Raw genomic sequence first — 13,220 nt, 5'->3', positions numbered from 1 at the left:
TTATTGGCCCAAATGGGTCGCGACCGCTGCGGACAATCGCTGTGCATTCGCGCGCGGTAAGGCAACGTAGGCTCCACCCAGTCGTTTGGACAAATCAGCGAGGCTCCGTTCTGGCCGGTTGCCAGTATCGATCACAACGGCGTCGGTGCCTTGCAGGTTCAGGGCATCCGCCATTGCTGTGGCATCGCTGGCCGCCTGTGCGCGATTTGGGGTGCCGTCCAGCGCGATGTTACTGCGCCCGTCGGTCAACAAAACTACGGTTGGCGTTAGGCCTTTGCGCTTGGCGTGATCCGCCATGTCGATGGCCGCGGACAACCCTGTGGCCAAGGGTGTGCCGCCACCGCCGGGCAGAGACGCCAGTTGCCGTTTGGTTTGAACTAGCGAACGTGTGGGGTGCAACAACACCTCGGCGTTTGTGCCGCGAAAGGCGATCAAGGCCACGTGATCGCGCCGCGCATAGGCTTGGGCCAGCAGCAATTCCACCGCACCTTTCGCTTCGCCAAGGCGGGCTAACGCGGCGGAGCCCGACGCATCAACTGTAAAAATCAGCAACCGATCAGAGTGCTCCTGATAGCGTTTGGCGCGTAAATCTGACGGGCGGATGATCGCACCTGCATGATCCGGCAGGGCGCGTTTGCGCAATGTCTGCCAAGGAATTCCCGCGCGCAATGTCGCCATCAAATCGATCCGCGAGCCGGATTTTGCAGGCGTGTCGCGCGCAGGCATTGGACGCCCGCGCCGGTTGCCAATACGCCGTTTGCCACTACCAGCACCCTTGCCACGTTTCGCGGTACCATTGGCCAAATTCGCGAGAACATTAGGAGGTAGCGCAGCCTTGATCGCCTCTAGCAAAATCTCCTGCGGAAGCTCGGTGATGTTTTCCTGTTGCTCCTCGGATTGCGCCTCGGGTTCGGGCGCAGGCGGGGTGTCGTCGGCAGCCTCTTGCGGCAAGCGCGTGGCACGATGCGCAAAAACCAACGCAACGGCGATTTCAATATCCTCTGATCGCACTGTGGAATCGCCGCGAAACAAGGCATGCGCCTTGGATGCATGCAGAGCAAAGATCGGGGCGCGTAAGCTGTCGATGCCAAGCCGTGCTGCAAGGGTCACGAGGTCATGATACAACGTTTTTGGAAACTGTACGTTACCGTATGTTTGAGTTTCTGACGCATTTGGTCCAACCCCTATATCGCTGATCGCTAGCCCGTCAAAATTCACATGGAACGCCAGCCGGTCAGCAAGCGATGCAGGCAAGGTTTCGTCCTCGCTCGCGCCTTCGTCCAGTGCGATCAAACAGGGGCTATCGTCCATGTCCATCCTTTGCGCGAGCAGCGTGGTGAATTGCGGATCAGCCCGCTCGGCCATGCCGAGAACAAGCAACTTTGTATCACGATAAAGCAACCCGTGCTTGCGCTTCAACGCTCCGCTCTCAAGCGTGCTGGCCAGATCAATTCCGCCGATCAGATCATCGGTGGCCATTGCTGGATGCAGCCGTGTGTGGGACTTGGGGATATGGTTAACAAACGCAGTCCGCGCGGGGCCAGAACGGGCGCGCAATGTCATGCCACCCAAACCTGCGGGATCAATCGCGAGCAGGGCGCGCGCTGTTATTGCACGGTCCCAGGGTTCCATCATGCGCCCAAAACGTCCTCGACAATGCGGTTCACGCGCGTGCCTGACCCCGCTTCATCCAGCGGGTCGCGGCGCAACCGGTGGCGCAACGCAAGGGCAGCAACATCGCGAATATGCGAGCGGGTCAAAGCAGTGTCGTCGCGGTAGGCGGCATAGGCGCGCGCGGCCTTAAGCAGGGTCAATTCGCCGCGCAATCCGTCAGAGCCCAGCTTGACGCATAACTCGGCTACATCACGCAGGGTTTTATCAGAGGTTTTTAGCTTGGCCAGCGTTTTGCGCGCCGAAATGATCCGGTCACGCAGGGTCGCGTCCTCGGCCTGCCAGCGTAGCATGAATGCCGTGTAATCGGTATCATAGGCATCGCGCCGTTTTATGACCTCGACCCGTTCATCGATGTCTGTAGGCGATGCCACATCAACAGAAAGACCAAAGCGATCAAGGAGTTGCGGTCGCAACTCGCCTTCCTCCGGGTTGCCTGATCCGACGAGAACAAACCTTGCTGCATGGCGGATCGACAGACCTTCGCGCTCAATCACGTTTTCACCGGATTGGGCGACGTCCAGTAGCAAATCGACGATGTGATCCTCAAGCAAGTTGACCTCGTCAATGTACAGATAGCCCCGATTGGCCTGTGCCAGTAAGCCAGGTTGAAACGCTTTTTCGCCCTTGGTCAGCGCCTTTTCGATGTCCAAAGCGCCGGTCACCCGATCCTCGGATGCGCCCAAAGGCAGGTCGATCAGCGGCGTCGGAACCTCATGGGTTTCCTTGGTCGTGACATTCGCCCACTCAGGACAATCCGCAGGCACGGTACTGTTCACAGGGCAGGTTTTTACAGCGGTAATCGGGGGCAACAGCGCCGCAAGCGCGCGCACCGCCGTCGATTTGCCGGTGCCGCGATCCCCAAAGACCAAGACGCCGCCGATGGACGGATCGATGGCCGTTAAGATCATCGCCAGTTTCATGTCGGATTGCCCGACAATTGCGGAGAATGGAAAGGGCTGTTTCATGCGTGATCCAGTTCGGCCAAGGGTGACGTCCCGCCCCAAGTGCCTTCGTCAGACAAGAGCGAGAAACGGGCGTAGAGTTCTTCGGTAAACCAACCTTCATCGCGTACGGCGCGGATCGCATCGGCGTGTGGGCCAGTGCGGGCAAAGTTGGCCATTGTGGCCGCATCCGGCCAGATCGAAAAGGTGACTTGATGCAGCCAAGGCACTTCGCCGATGCCGATTTTGAACACGACATTGGGGTCTTTGCCGATGGTGTGCGAAATATTCGGAACCCGTGACCAAAAGCGCGCAAGGATGCTGGGCTTGATCGTTGCACGGGTCAGCGCCGCAAGCGGTCCACCGGTTTTGCCGTCCGATACGGCGAACGGGGTTTGACCTGACCAAGCCCCGCGTGCGACGTCCGTGGACATAAAGACTGTCCAATTTTCGCAGGCCTTGGCGCGGTAGCGGTCGTAGATCGCGCTGCTTTTCACTCGCAAACGGGCTGTTTCGGCGTCAGGCCACGTCGCAAGAATCGCATAAACGCCCATGTTGGGCAGCGGAGTGAACCCTTCGCCGGTGCCAGAGCCGCATAATTTCCAAAATTCGATGTCCGGAATTTGCCCCATCGGCCTACGTGCAAGGCCCATCATGCCCAACGCCCATAGGCGAGAGCCAAATGACCCAAAGCGGAAAAAGCTGAGGCTGACAACCTGCGACACGGTTCATGTTCTCCCAAAGTGTAAATGTAAACTTACATATCCATGCGCATTTGGGAAGATGTGAACAAGAGGATTGTAAACTAAACTAGACACCTTTAGCCTTAAGCCATGAAGACAGATTCCTCGCATACACCCACCGACAACCATGCCATTGTGATTGGCGCGGGCCTTGGTGGTTTGTCTGCCGCCATGCGTTTGGGTGCAAAAGGGTACCGTGTCACGGTGCTGGATCGACTGGATCGCACAGGCGGGCGTGGGTCTTCGATCACGCAAGATGGTCACCGTTTTGATCTGGGCCCAACCATCGTCACTGTGCCGCAGGTTTTCGAAAAACTGTGGGCGGATTGCGGTCGTGATTTCGGCGCCGATGTGGATCTGCGCCCGCTTGATCCTTTTTATGAAATTCGCTGGCCGGATGGCACTAAATTCGAAGCCTGTTCAGATGATGAACGCATGTTTGCCGAGGTCGAAAAGATCAGCCCGCGGGATCTGAAAGGGTACAAACGGTTTCTCAAAGACAGTCACGCCCGCTACATCGTGGGTTTTGAGGGGATGGTTGCCAAGCCGATGCATAGGCTTTGGGAGACCATCAAAGTGCTGCCGAAGTTTGCACAGCTGCGCGCCGATCGTTCGATCTATGGCCACGCAAAGGCCCGCGTGAAGGACGAAAAACTGCGCATGGCGTTGTCGTTTCATCCGCTGTTTATCGGCGGTGATCCTGCGCATGTGACGTCGATGTATGCCTTGGTTGCGCATCTCGAAAAAGAATACGGCGTGCATTACGCAATGGGTGGTGTGCAGGCGATCGCTGATGCGATGGCAAAGGTTGTGCGTGCCCAAGGCGGCATGATCCGGCACACCGCTGTCGTTGACGAAATCCTGATCGAAAATGGCGCTGCCACAGGGGTGCGCATGGACGACGGATCGATGATCAAGGCATCGTTGGTTGTCAGCAACGCAGACGCCGGTCACACCTATAACCACCTTTTGCGCAATCACAAAAAGCGACGCTGGACGACGCAGAAACTGAAAAAGAGCCGTTGGTCGATGGGTCTGTATGTCTGGTATTTCGGCACCAAAGGCACAGCGAAAAATTGGCCGGATCTGGGGCACCATACAATCGTCAACGGCCCGCGTTTCACAGGGTTGCTGCACGACATATTTATGAAGGGCAAACTGTCAGACGACATGAGCCTGTACATTCATCGCCCCTCGGTCACGGACCCGACGGCGGCACCGCAAGGTGATGACACGTTTTACGTGCTGTCGCCGGTCCCGCATCTGGGCTGGAACAATAGCGTGGATTGGGGCGTCGAAGAACCGATTTACCGCGAAAAAGTTGCCAAGGTGCTTGAACAACACATGCCCGGTTTCCGCGACAGTGTCTCGACAGAGCTGGTGTTCACGCCAGAAACATTCCGCGATCGCTACCTTAGCCCGCACGGCAGTGGATTTTCCCTAGAGCCGCGTATTTTACAAAGCGCGTGGTTCCGCCCGCACAATGTCAGCGAAGAGGCCAAAGGCCTGTTTCTGGTAGGTGCAGGCACGCATCCGGGCGCCGGTTTGCCCGGCGTTGTGTCCAGCGCCGAAGTCTTGGCCAAGCTGGTTCCCGACATGCACGTTAACGCGAAAGAGCCAAGGATGGCAGCCGAATGATTGACCCCAAAGACCTCGAACATTGCCGCAACGTGATCCGCACCGGGTCACTTTCGTTTCACGCCGCATCCAAGCTGTTGCCCGCCTCGGTGCGCGACCCCGCACTGGCGTTATACGCGTTTTGCCGACTTGCAGATGACGAAGTTGATGAAGGTGACAACAAAGGCCGCGCGGTGCTGGAATTGCGTGACCGTTTGGATTTGGCCTATGCAGGACGCCCGCGAAACGCACCCGAAGACCGGGCGTTTTGCGCGATCATCGAAAAGTTCGACATGCCGCGCGCCTTGCCCGAAGCTTTGCTTGAGGGGTTGGCGTGGGACGCGGTTGAACGCCGCTACGACACGCTGTCCGGCGTGCGCGATTATTCTGCACGCGTGGCCAGTGCCGTGGGTGCAATGATGTGCGTTTTGATGCGGGTGCGTGACGGCGATGCTTTGGCCCGCGCCTGTGATTTGGGTGTGGCGATGCAACTGACGAACATCGCACGCGACGTGGGCGAGGACGCGCGCGCAGGGCGCATTTACCTGCCGATGGACTGGATGGACGAAGCTGGCATTGACGTTCAAGCGTTCCTTGCCGATCCGAAGGCCACCCCTGAAATCCGCCGTATGGTGCGCAAATTACTGGCCGAAGCACACAGATTGTACATCCGATCCGAAGCGGGGATCGCGGCACTGCCCGTGTCTGCCCGCTCTGGAATTTTTGCAGCGCGCCACATTTACGCAGGCATTGGCAGCGCGGTAAAACGCAACGGCAACGACAGCATCACGATGCGCGCCCGCACGACAAAACCTCAGAAACTCGGCTTGATTGGCCTGTCTGCACTGCGCGCGGCCAGCACGATGGTCTTGCCGAAATCCCCCGTGATTTACGCGAAACCGCTGGCCGAGGTCCGGTTTCTGGTGGAGGCCGCAGCACGCGCAGCCCCACGTCAAAAGGGGCGTGCTGAAACATTGATTGCGGTGCTTGCGCAACTCAAAGCCCAAGAAGACGCGGCCTCCACCGCCGCCGAGTGACACGCCCCCAAGCCGCATGTTAGGCAGCCTCATGGATATTTATCTTTTCTTTGTTTTCTTGGCGGCATGCGTTGGCGCAGGTGCGACTGGCGCGGTTTTCCCACCGGGTGCGTGGTACAAAACCCTGAACAAACCCGACTGGACCCCACCTGACTGGGTGTTTCCGGTGGCGTGGACCACAATTTACCTGTTGATTTCATTCGCGGGCGCACGTGTCGGCATGCTCGAAGGCAGCGCTTACGCCTTGGCGTTCTGGGCCATGCAAGGGGCGTTCGCCACCCTGTGGTCGCCGGTGTTTTTCGGATTGCGTCGTCTCAAGGGTGCGCTGCTGATTATGGCACCGCTGTGGATTGCAGTCTTGGGCGCAACCATCTCGATGTTCAAATTGGACATCTTGGCGGGTTTGGCGTTCATGCCCTATTTGGTCTGGGTCACAGTTGCTGCCGCGTTAAATGCAAGTGTTGCGCGCCTAAATCCCGACGTTGTGCCTGTGGACTTATCCAAAGCCTAAAACGTCCAGTTTGCCCGTCGTGGCACCCGCACAACCAGCATTGGTTTCAACACGGGCGAACGGTATCGGTTCAGGTCCAACGCCTCGTGCACGCCCTGTACGACCTCACCATTGATCTGCGTTTGAACAACCGAGCGCGAATAGAACGGCGCGTCCAACATCGGCTTGATCTGGTGCGGCGTTGTTCCCGCATCTGCCCGCGTTTCACGACGCAAAGCCCACAGAGTTCGCTTGAACGGGGTCGCGGGTGGCGCGTCAATCTGCGTGGCATTGCCTGCAGGATCAAAGGCAATAGCCGCATCCAACACGGTCCCATCACGCCGTGCTGCATCGTAAAAACACGTGGCCCCTGCAGCCGTCGGATACCGCCCCCACGTCCAATAGCTAAAGTCGTGTTCTAACGGTCGTGTTCCGAAATTCGCGTCAAAATAGCCGTGCCCGTCAAACTGCCAGCCCTTGGCCTCTAGCTGAACCGAGATGCGCGAAGACGGGGCAAAAGGACGCCAAACGTGTGCGCCATCTTTGGTCAGTGGCAGTTCAACATTTGTGATTGCGTCAGGCGTCACGATGATTTGGCCGCGCACGCGTGACACCATCGGCAGTGATGAAATTTCGTTGATGCTGATGGTCAATGACGCGCCGTTCCATTGCATGTCTGACGGCCCAACACGCAACGTGTCGTTGGCGCGTCGTAGTGCGGATGCCCCGCGATCCGTCATCGTGAACCGCCCGCCGGGGCCATAGGTCGCCACGTTGATGCAGCAGTTGTTCGCCGGATTGCCGCGCCCTGACCAGTGATACCACGGCGAAAACACCGATCCGATAAAGCCGATCACAGATACGGCGCGCGTGCCATCGTCACTTACACCGTCGACATACCACCACGCATATCCGCCTGCCGGGACGTCGAGGTCAAAGTTAGGTCCTGCATGATCGCCCCTGCCGCGTGCCGTGCGCAAAGTGTCGCCATCGGAACGCCCGCCCCCGGATGCACCCCGCCCCCAACCAGATACAGACCCTTTAGCGCCGTGCGTGCTGTCGGCCGTTTGAATGCCGCCATCATCCCATGTGGGGATCGCCCGTAAAGTGATCCGTTCGAGGCCGGAAACATCTGTGCGAAGTCGGCTGGCATCGTCAGCGTTTGATCGGTTGGTTGGGGCGTGAACGTTAGGCCGAAGCTGCGCAACCTGTCCAAAATCTGGGTCTGGCATTGTTGTCTCTCTTTCGTGCTGTGGGTGGTGCCATCGGGCACGGCAGGGGCATTCATGATAATTTCGAACCGTTCAAGATCGCTAGGATTTGATCCGCCAAAACGGTCCTCGGCGCAGATGTACAAGGTCGGGTCCGTTTGTGTCTGCCCTTTGATCAAAGGCGCATATTCTGCGCGTGGATCATCCGCGAACAACACGTTGTGGGCCGACAACGGCAGGCCGTGGGCCCGCGCGGCAAAGCTGAGAACATTGGCCGACAGGCTGCGCGGTTCAGTCGCGTCATTCGGGACTGCCGTGATAGGCGTTTGCCCAAGATGCCCCTGCGCCAATGCGCGCGGATCGCCGTTGAACAACACCGCATCGGTGGGAATTCGCCCGTCGCGCGTCTGCACCGCGCAGACACAATCGTTCTGGGTCTCGATACGCTCAGCGTGGGTGTTGTAGCGAAACTCGGCTCCGAATTTCACGGCTAGTTTTTCGATGGCTACTGCCAGTTTGTGCATGCCACCTTTGACCCGCCAAACGCCTTGCGCCTCTGAATGGGCGATTAAACCTAGGATCGACGGGGCCTTGTTCGGAACGCTGCCCACGTAGGTCGCGTAACGGGCAAAAAGCTGTGCAAGACGTGGATCGCTGAAGTGACGATGCACCGACTGCGCCATGTTCAAATGTGGTTGCATGGCCAAAATCAGCGATGGATTTTTCATCACATGCCCAATCAGCGCGGCCTGTGTCGGAACCGCAGTTTGCATCATTGGTTTGTCAAATGCATCGAACAGTTTTTGCATTTTGATGGCAAAGGTCTCAAATTCCAATGCGGATTTTGCGCCAAAGACTGCCGCGATATTTTCGCCGCTTTCCTGCCTGTCAGCGGTCAAATCCAACTGCGCACCATCGGGCCAAAAATGGCGGGCTAGGACGTGTTCAGGTTCTAACGTGACGTGGTCCTGGAGGCGGACACCAACTGCGGCAAACAGATCATCAAACACCGGTTTCATGGTTAAAACCGTGGGCCCCGCATCAACCGGGCCTGCGGGTGTTGGCAGCGTGCGCATCTTGCCGCCCGGCGTTGCAGCGCGTTCCAGCACCGTCACGCGCAGACCGGCATGTGACAGGCGCAGGGCCGCAGCAAGGCCGCCGATACCGGCCCCGATGATCGTCACATTTGGCGGTGGCTGCACCATTGATCGCGCCTCCTTTGCGCTGAGAATCCGGTTTTGTTGACAGCGATAGTGTCTAACTTAGTTGACACATTCGATGTCATCAATACATTACACTCCTATCGGCCACATAGATTCACGGAGAACAGCATGGGTTTCAGTTCGCGAATAGATAGCGCTATCTCCAGTGCTATACGTGCGGGGCAGGCGGCTCCGTCGCCGGGCAAGCTGGCCTCTGCTTTGCACTACACCGTGACGCCGGGTGGCGCGCGCATCCGTCCGACAATTTTGCTAAGCGTCGCAGCTGCCTGCGGTGATGATCGCCCTGAGTTGGCAGATGCGGCTGCTGCAGCGCTTGAGCTGATGCACTGTGCGTCGCTCGTGCACGACGATCTGCCATGCTTTGATGACGCCGATACCCGCCGGGGGAAACCATCGGTGCACCGTGCGTTTGGCGAACCTTTGGCCGTGTTGACGGGTGACAGCCTGATCATCATGGCGTTCGAAATTTTGGCGCGCGTTGCCCACCTTGATCCTGCCCGAGCAGCGCAAATTATGCTTGTGCTCACCCAACGCTCTGGCATGCCAAATGGTATCTGCGCTGGGCAAGGCTGGGAAAGCGAACAGATCATTGATCTGTCGGCCTATCACCGTGCTAAAACCGGTGCGTTGTTCATCGCGGCGACGCAAATGGGTGCCGTCGCAGCAGGCCAAGACGCAGAGCCGTGGGAAGAACTGGGTGCCCGCATCGGCGAGGCCTTTCAGGTCGCTGATGATTTGCGCGACGCGCTCTATGACGAGGAAACGCTGGGCAAGCCTGTGGGTCAAGACGACCTGCATGGACGCCCCAATGCGGTGACTGAATTGGGCATCGATGGCGCGATCGGGCGGATGCGTGACATCCTAAGTGGCGCGATTTCTTCGATCCCGAAATGCCCAGGCGAGGCGATGTTGGCCAAGATGGTGACCGCCCAAGCCGAAGTGTTGACGCCGATCAAATGGCGCCAAGCGCAGGCGGCAAAAATCGCGGGTGAATAAATGACTGACGCCCCTGCAGATGTTGCCTTTGCTACGCCCAAACGGCGCCGTTTTGGCAATTGGCAGGCACGTCTAATGGCGTCGCGAAAATTCCAGAAATGGGCCGCCGGCTTTCCACTGACCCGCAGTCTTGTGCGGCGCGAAGGCGAGGCAATGTTCGATCTGTTGGCTGGGTTTTGCCACTCGCAGGTTCTGATGGCCTTGGTCAAATTTAAGATACCTCAGGCCTTGATGGACGGGCCTGCGACGGTGCAGGAACTGGCTTTGGCCAGCTCAGTCCCGCCTGAGCGGATGGAGATTTTGCTGCGTGCGGGTGTTGCCCTCAAGTTGTTAAAACACAAACGCGCCGGGCGGTTTGGAGTGAGCCGAACGGGGGCCGCGCTGGTCGGCGTGCCGGGCCTTGTGCAGATGATTGACCACCACGATGTGTTGTACCGCGACCTGTCTGATCCCGTTGCGTTTTTCCGCGGAGAGGTCGAAACCGAACTGGCAGATTTCTGGCCTTACGTTTTTGGCGGCGACATGGATCCGGCCATCGCTACGACCTATTCTGACCTCATGGCTGACAGTCAGGTGCTCGTCGCCGAAGACACGCTGCGCGCGATTTCACTCAAGGGCGTTCACAAGCTGATGGACGTCGGCGGCGGGTCTGGTGCGTTCCTAAAGGCGGTTGGGCAAGCGTACAAAAACATCGACCTGACGTTGTTTGATCTACCCGAAGTTGCCCCTGCCGCCACGCACCGGTTCGCCAATGCAGGTCTGGAATCGCGGCTGACTGTTCAGTCCGGATCGTTCAAAACACAGGCTGTTCCCCTTGGTGCCGATGCGATCAGCTTGATTCGGGTTTTGTACGATCACAGCGACGAAACTGTTGCTGATCTATTGTCTAAATGTTTCAACTCGTTGCCTTCGGGCGGTCGTTTGATCATTTCCGAACCGATGCTGGGGGACACAAAACCCGAGCGGGCAGGGGACGTTTATTTCGCGCTGTACACACTGGCGATGCGCACAGGCAAGGCGCGATCCGCAGCCAACATTGGCGAAATGTGCCGTACCGCAGGTTTTTCACAGGTGACATTTCCCAAAGCGTCGCGCCCATTCGTGACCCGCTGCATCGATGTCCGAAAAGTCTGACAGTTAGCACACGAGAAAGTGTCTAAGTTTATTGACAGATAAAAGTGTCAGGTTTACCTTACAGGTAGTACAAAGTGTCGCAACCGAGTCTTCTTTGGGTGTGACCGCGAAAATCCAAAGCGGGGGAACGCCTTTTTGCAAGCCACAGCCGTCATATTAAAAGGCCCGCGCGATTTAGGGCTAGAGACGCTGAACGTGAACGCGCCCACTGACGGTGATCTTGTGATCGAGGTGAGCCATTCGGGCATTTCAACGGGCACGGAAAACTTGTTCTGGTCGGGCAAAATGCCACCATTCCCTGGCAAGGGGTACCCTCTGGTTCCCGGTTACGAGGCGGCAGGCGAAGTGGTCGAAGCCACATCCGGTTCTGGTTTCAAGGCTGGCGACCGTGTTTTTGTGCCCGGCGCGAATTGCTACGATGGCGCGTTTGGCTTGTTCGGGGGCGCGTCTAGTTTGCTCGTCAGCGACGCAGCACGGGTCATCAAAATTGACGCCGCGATGAGGGCCGAGGGCGCATTGCTCGCGCTGGCAGCGACCGCGCGTCACGCAATTGCAGGTCCGGGCAAAGCGGTTCCTGACCTGATCGTTGGTCACGGCGTCTTAGGTCGATTGCTTGCACGTCTGACGATTGCAGCGGGCGCACCTGCCCCAACAGTTTGGGAAATCGACCCCATCCGCACGACGGGTGATTTCGAATACAACGTGGTGCATCCCGATGCCGATCCGCGCCGCGACTACAAATCTATCTACGACGTGTCCGGCAACGCATCGATCTTGGGCGACTTGATTGGTCGTTTGGTCAAAGGCGGCGAGATCGTCCTTGCTGGGTTTTACACGGACCCGATCAATTTCGCCTTTCCGCCTGCGTTCATGAAAGAGGCGCGCCTGCGCGTCTCTGCGGAATGGACGCCCGACGATTTGATCGCCACGCGCGCATTGATCGATTCAAGCGCGCTGTCTCTGGACGGTCTGATCACACACATCGCAAAACCGACGGACGCAGCGGTGGCCTATGAAACGGCATTCACCGACAAAAGCTGCTTGAAAATGATCCTCGATTGGAAAGGTCACGCATGACACTGGATATCCCAAATCTGCACGGCGAAGGATCGATCAAGGATTTTGATCAGCGTTTGCGCGACGAAGCGCACGAAGATCTCGCTGACATCATCAACGAAGAACCGACGTCCAAAACCCAGATCATCGCGATCTACGGCAAGGGCGGTATCGGCAAATCCTTCACCTTGGCGAACCTCAGCCACATGATGGCCGAACAGGGCAAACGCGTTCTGCTGATCGGCTGTGACCCGAAATCCGATACGACGTCCTTGCTGTTTGGCGGCAAAGCCTGCCCGACGATCATCGAAACATCCTCCAAGAAAAAACTGGCGGGTGAAGAGGTCAAGATCGGCGATGTTTGTTTCAAACGCGGCGGCGTGTTCGCGATGGAACTTGGCGGCCCAGAAGTCGGGCGCGGCTGTGGCGGACGTGGCATCATCCATGGTTTTGAATTGCTGGAAAAACTCGGGTTCCACGACTGGGATTTCGATTACGTCTTGCTCGACTTTCTCGGCGACGTGGTGTGCGGCGGCTTTGGCCTGCCCATCGCCCGTGACATGGCGCAAAAGGTTATCCTTGTTGCATCGAATGATTTGCAGTCACTGTATGTGGCCAACAACGTGTGCTCAGCAGTCGAATATTTTCGCAAGCTGGGTGGTAACGTTGGTGTAGCGGGCCTTGTGATCAACAAAGACGACGGCACAGGCGAGGCTGCGGCCTTTGCCAAAGCCGTCGATATTCCGGTCCTCGCAGCGATCCCGCAAGACGATGACTTGCGCAAGAAATCGGCGAACTACCAGATCGTTGGCACCTCTGAATCCCAATGGGGCGCGTTGTTTGCCGAACTCGGTGACGCAGTTTCGATTGCTCCACCTGTGCGTCCGGCCCCGCTGGATCAGGACGGTCTTTTGGGTCTGTTTGACGCCAAAGACACGGGCGGTGATTACACGTTGGTTCCAGCCACAGCCGAAGACATGCGTGGCAAATACGGCATGCCGGTCGAAAGCCTGGAGGTCGTGTACGATGAAGTGTGAAGTCGAAATGATTATCCAGCAAGTATTTGATTCAATTGAGAGAAATTCGACATTTAGCCAG

12 protein-coding genes are annotated in these 13,220 nt (G+C 57.8%); 7 read left to right on the top strand and 5 right to left on the bottom strand.

Annotation, left to right across the window (positions count from 1 at the left end; translation table 11 throughout):
• Genes ACFIO0_RS14615 through crtA form a run of 3 tightly spaced genes read right to left on the bottom strand, consistent with a single transcriptional unit; the run spans position 1 to position 3,340 of the window.
• Entirely contained in the window at positions 1–1,635 is a 1,635-nt protein-coding gene (locus ACFIO0_RS14615) for a magnesium chelatase subunit D (RefSeq protein WP_390911134.1), read from the bottom strand.
• Positions 1,632–2,639, bottom strand: a complete 1,008-nt coding sequence (gene bchI / locus ACFIO0_RS14610) for a magnesium chelatase ATPase subunit I (RefSeq protein ID WP_390911133.1) — start codon at positions 2,637–2,639, stop codon at positions 1,632–1,634. The genes ACFIO0_RS14615 and bchI overlap by 4 nt, the downstream gene beginning before the upstream one ends.
• Complete coding sequence (gene crtA / locus ACFIO0_RS14605) at positions 2,636–3,340, bottom strand: spheroidene monooxygenase (protein WP_390911132.1); 705 nt, start codon at positions 3,338–3,340, stop codon at positions 2,636–2,638. Before crtA ends, bchI begins: the two co-directional genes overlap by 4 nt.
• A 108-nt stretch (positions 3,341–3,448) precedes the next feature.
• Between crtA and ACFIO0_RS14600 the strand changes: the two genes are divergently transcribed.
• From ACFIO0_RS14600 to ACFIO0_RS14590, 3 genes are read left to right on the top strand one after another with little or no spacing between them, the layout of a single operon-like run.
• Positions 3,449–4,996, top strand: a complete 1,548-nt coding sequence (locus ACFIO0_RS14600; protein ID WP_390911131.1) for a phytoene desaturase family protein — start codon at positions 3,449–3,451, stop codon at positions 4,994–4,996.
• Complete coding sequence (gene crtB / locus ACFIO0_RS14595) at positions 4,993–6,012, top strand: 15-cis-phytoene synthase (RefSeq protein ID WP_390911130.1); 1,020 nt, start codon at positions 4,993–4,995, stop codon at positions 6,010–6,012. Before ACFIO0_RS14600 ends, crtB begins: the two co-directional genes overlap by 4 nt.
• Positions 6,013–6,043: 31 nt before the next feature.
• Entirely contained in the window at positions 6,044–6,523 is a 480-nt protein-coding gene (locus ACFIO0_RS14590) for a tryptophan-rich sensory protein (RefSeq protein ID WP_390911129.1), read from the top strand.
• On the opposite strand, the gene crtC is transcribed toward ACFIO0_RS14590, so the two are convergent.
• Together crtC and crtD are read right to left on the bottom strand one after the other, a co-directional pair.
• A complete protein-coding gene (gene crtC, locus ACFIO0_RS14585; protein ID WP_390911128.1) occupies positions 6,520–7,359 on the bottom strand; it encodes a carotenoid 1,2-hydratase in 840 nt (279 codons plus the stop codon). The genes ACFIO0_RS14590 and crtC overlap by 4 nt on opposite strands.
• Positions 7,360–7,385: 26 nt before the next feature.
• Positions 7,386–8,918 carry a 1-hydroxycarotenoid 3,4-desaturase CrtD gene (crtD, locus tag ACFIO0_RS14580; protein ID WP_390911127.1) on the bottom strand — a complete coding sequence of 511 codons (1,533 nt, stop codon included), beginning with the start codon at positions 8,916–8,918 and terminating at the stop codon, positions 7,386–7,388.
• Positions 8,919–9,044: 126 nt separating this feature from the next.
• On the opposite strand from crtD, the gene ACFIO0_RS14575 reads away from it, so the two are divergent.
• The 4 genes from ACFIO0_RS14575 (at position 9,045) to ACFIO0_RS14560 (ending at position 13,159) form a co-directional block, all read left to right on the top strand.
• A complete protein-coding gene (locus ACFIO0_RS14575; protein ID WP_390911126.1) occupies positions 9,045–9,932 on the top strand; it encodes a polyprenyl synthetase family protein in 888 nt (295 codons plus the stop codon).
• Complete coding sequence (locus ACFIO0_RS14570; protein WP_390911125.1) at positions 9,933–11,066, top strand: methyltransferase; 1,134 nt, start codon at positions 9,933–9,935, stop codon at positions 11,064–11,066.
• A gap of 135 nt (positions 11,067–11,201) precedes the next feature.
• Positions 11,202–12,143 (top strand): chlorophyll synthesis pathway protein BchC, encoded by a 942-nt coding sequence (gene bchC, locus ACFIO0_RS14565; RefSeq protein WP_390911124.1) that lies wholly within the window; start codon positions 11,202–11,204, stop codon positions 12,141–12,143.
• Positions 12,140–13,159, top strand: a complete 1,020-nt coding sequence (locus ACFIO0_RS14560) for a chlorophyllide a reductase iron protein subunit X (RefSeq protein WP_390911123.1) — start codon at positions 12,140–12,142, stop codon at positions 13,157–13,159. The genes bchC and ACFIO0_RS14560 overlap by 4 nt, the downstream gene beginning before the upstream one ends.
• Positions 13,160–13,220: the final 61 nt, after the last annotated feature.

This window comes from Pseudosulfitobacter sp. SM2401, assembly GCF_042932805.1.
In the GTDB taxonomy this organism is placed as follows: domain Bacteria; phylum Pseudomonadota; class Alphaproteobacteria; order Rhodobacterales; family Rhodobacteraceae; genus Ascidiaceihabitans.
Note: the sequence above shows the minus strand (reverse complement) of the source record. Positions and strands in the feature narration are given on the sequence as shown.

What these genes read in the sequence shown, in the direction of transcription:
- ACFIO0_RS14615 (WP_390911134.1), bottom strand. Translation starts at nt 1,635, where the DNA reads ATGATGGAACCCTGGGACCGTGCAATAACAGCGCGCGCCCTGCTCGCG.
- bchI (WP_390911133.1), bottom strand. Translation starts at nt 2,639, where the DNA reads ATGAAACAGCCCTTTCCATTCTCCGCAATTGTCGGGCAATCCGACATG.
- ACFIO0_RS14600 (WP_390911131.1), top strand. Translation starts at nt 3,449, where the DNA reads ATGAAGACAGATTCCTCGCATACACCCACCGACAACCATGCCATTGTG.
- crtB (WP_390911130.1), top strand. Translation starts at nt 4,993, where the DNA reads ATGATTGACCCCAAAGACCTCGAACATTGCCGCAACGTGATCCGCACC.
- ACFIO0_RS14590 (WP_390911129.1), top strand. Translation starts at nt 6,044, where the DNA reads ATGGATATTTATCTTTTCTTTGTTTTCTTGGCGGCATGCGTTGGCGCA.
- crtD (WP_390911127.1), bottom strand. Translation starts at nt 8,918, where the DNA reads ATGGTGCAGCCACCGCCAAATGTGACGATCATCGGGGCCGGTATCGGC.
- ACFIO0_RS14575 (WP_390911126.1), top strand. Translation starts at nt 9,045, where the DNA reads ATGGGTTTCAGTTCGCGAATAGATAGCGCTATCTCCAGTGCTATACGT.
- ACFIO0_RS14570 (WP_390911125.1), top strand. Translation starts at nt 9,933, where the DNA reads ATGACTGACGCCCCTGCAGATGTTGCCTTTGCTACGCCCAAACGGCGC.
- ACFIO0_RS14560 (WP_390911123.1), top strand. Translation starts at nt 12,140, where the DNA reads ATGACACTGGATATCCCAAATCTGCACGGCGAAGGATCGATCAAGGAT.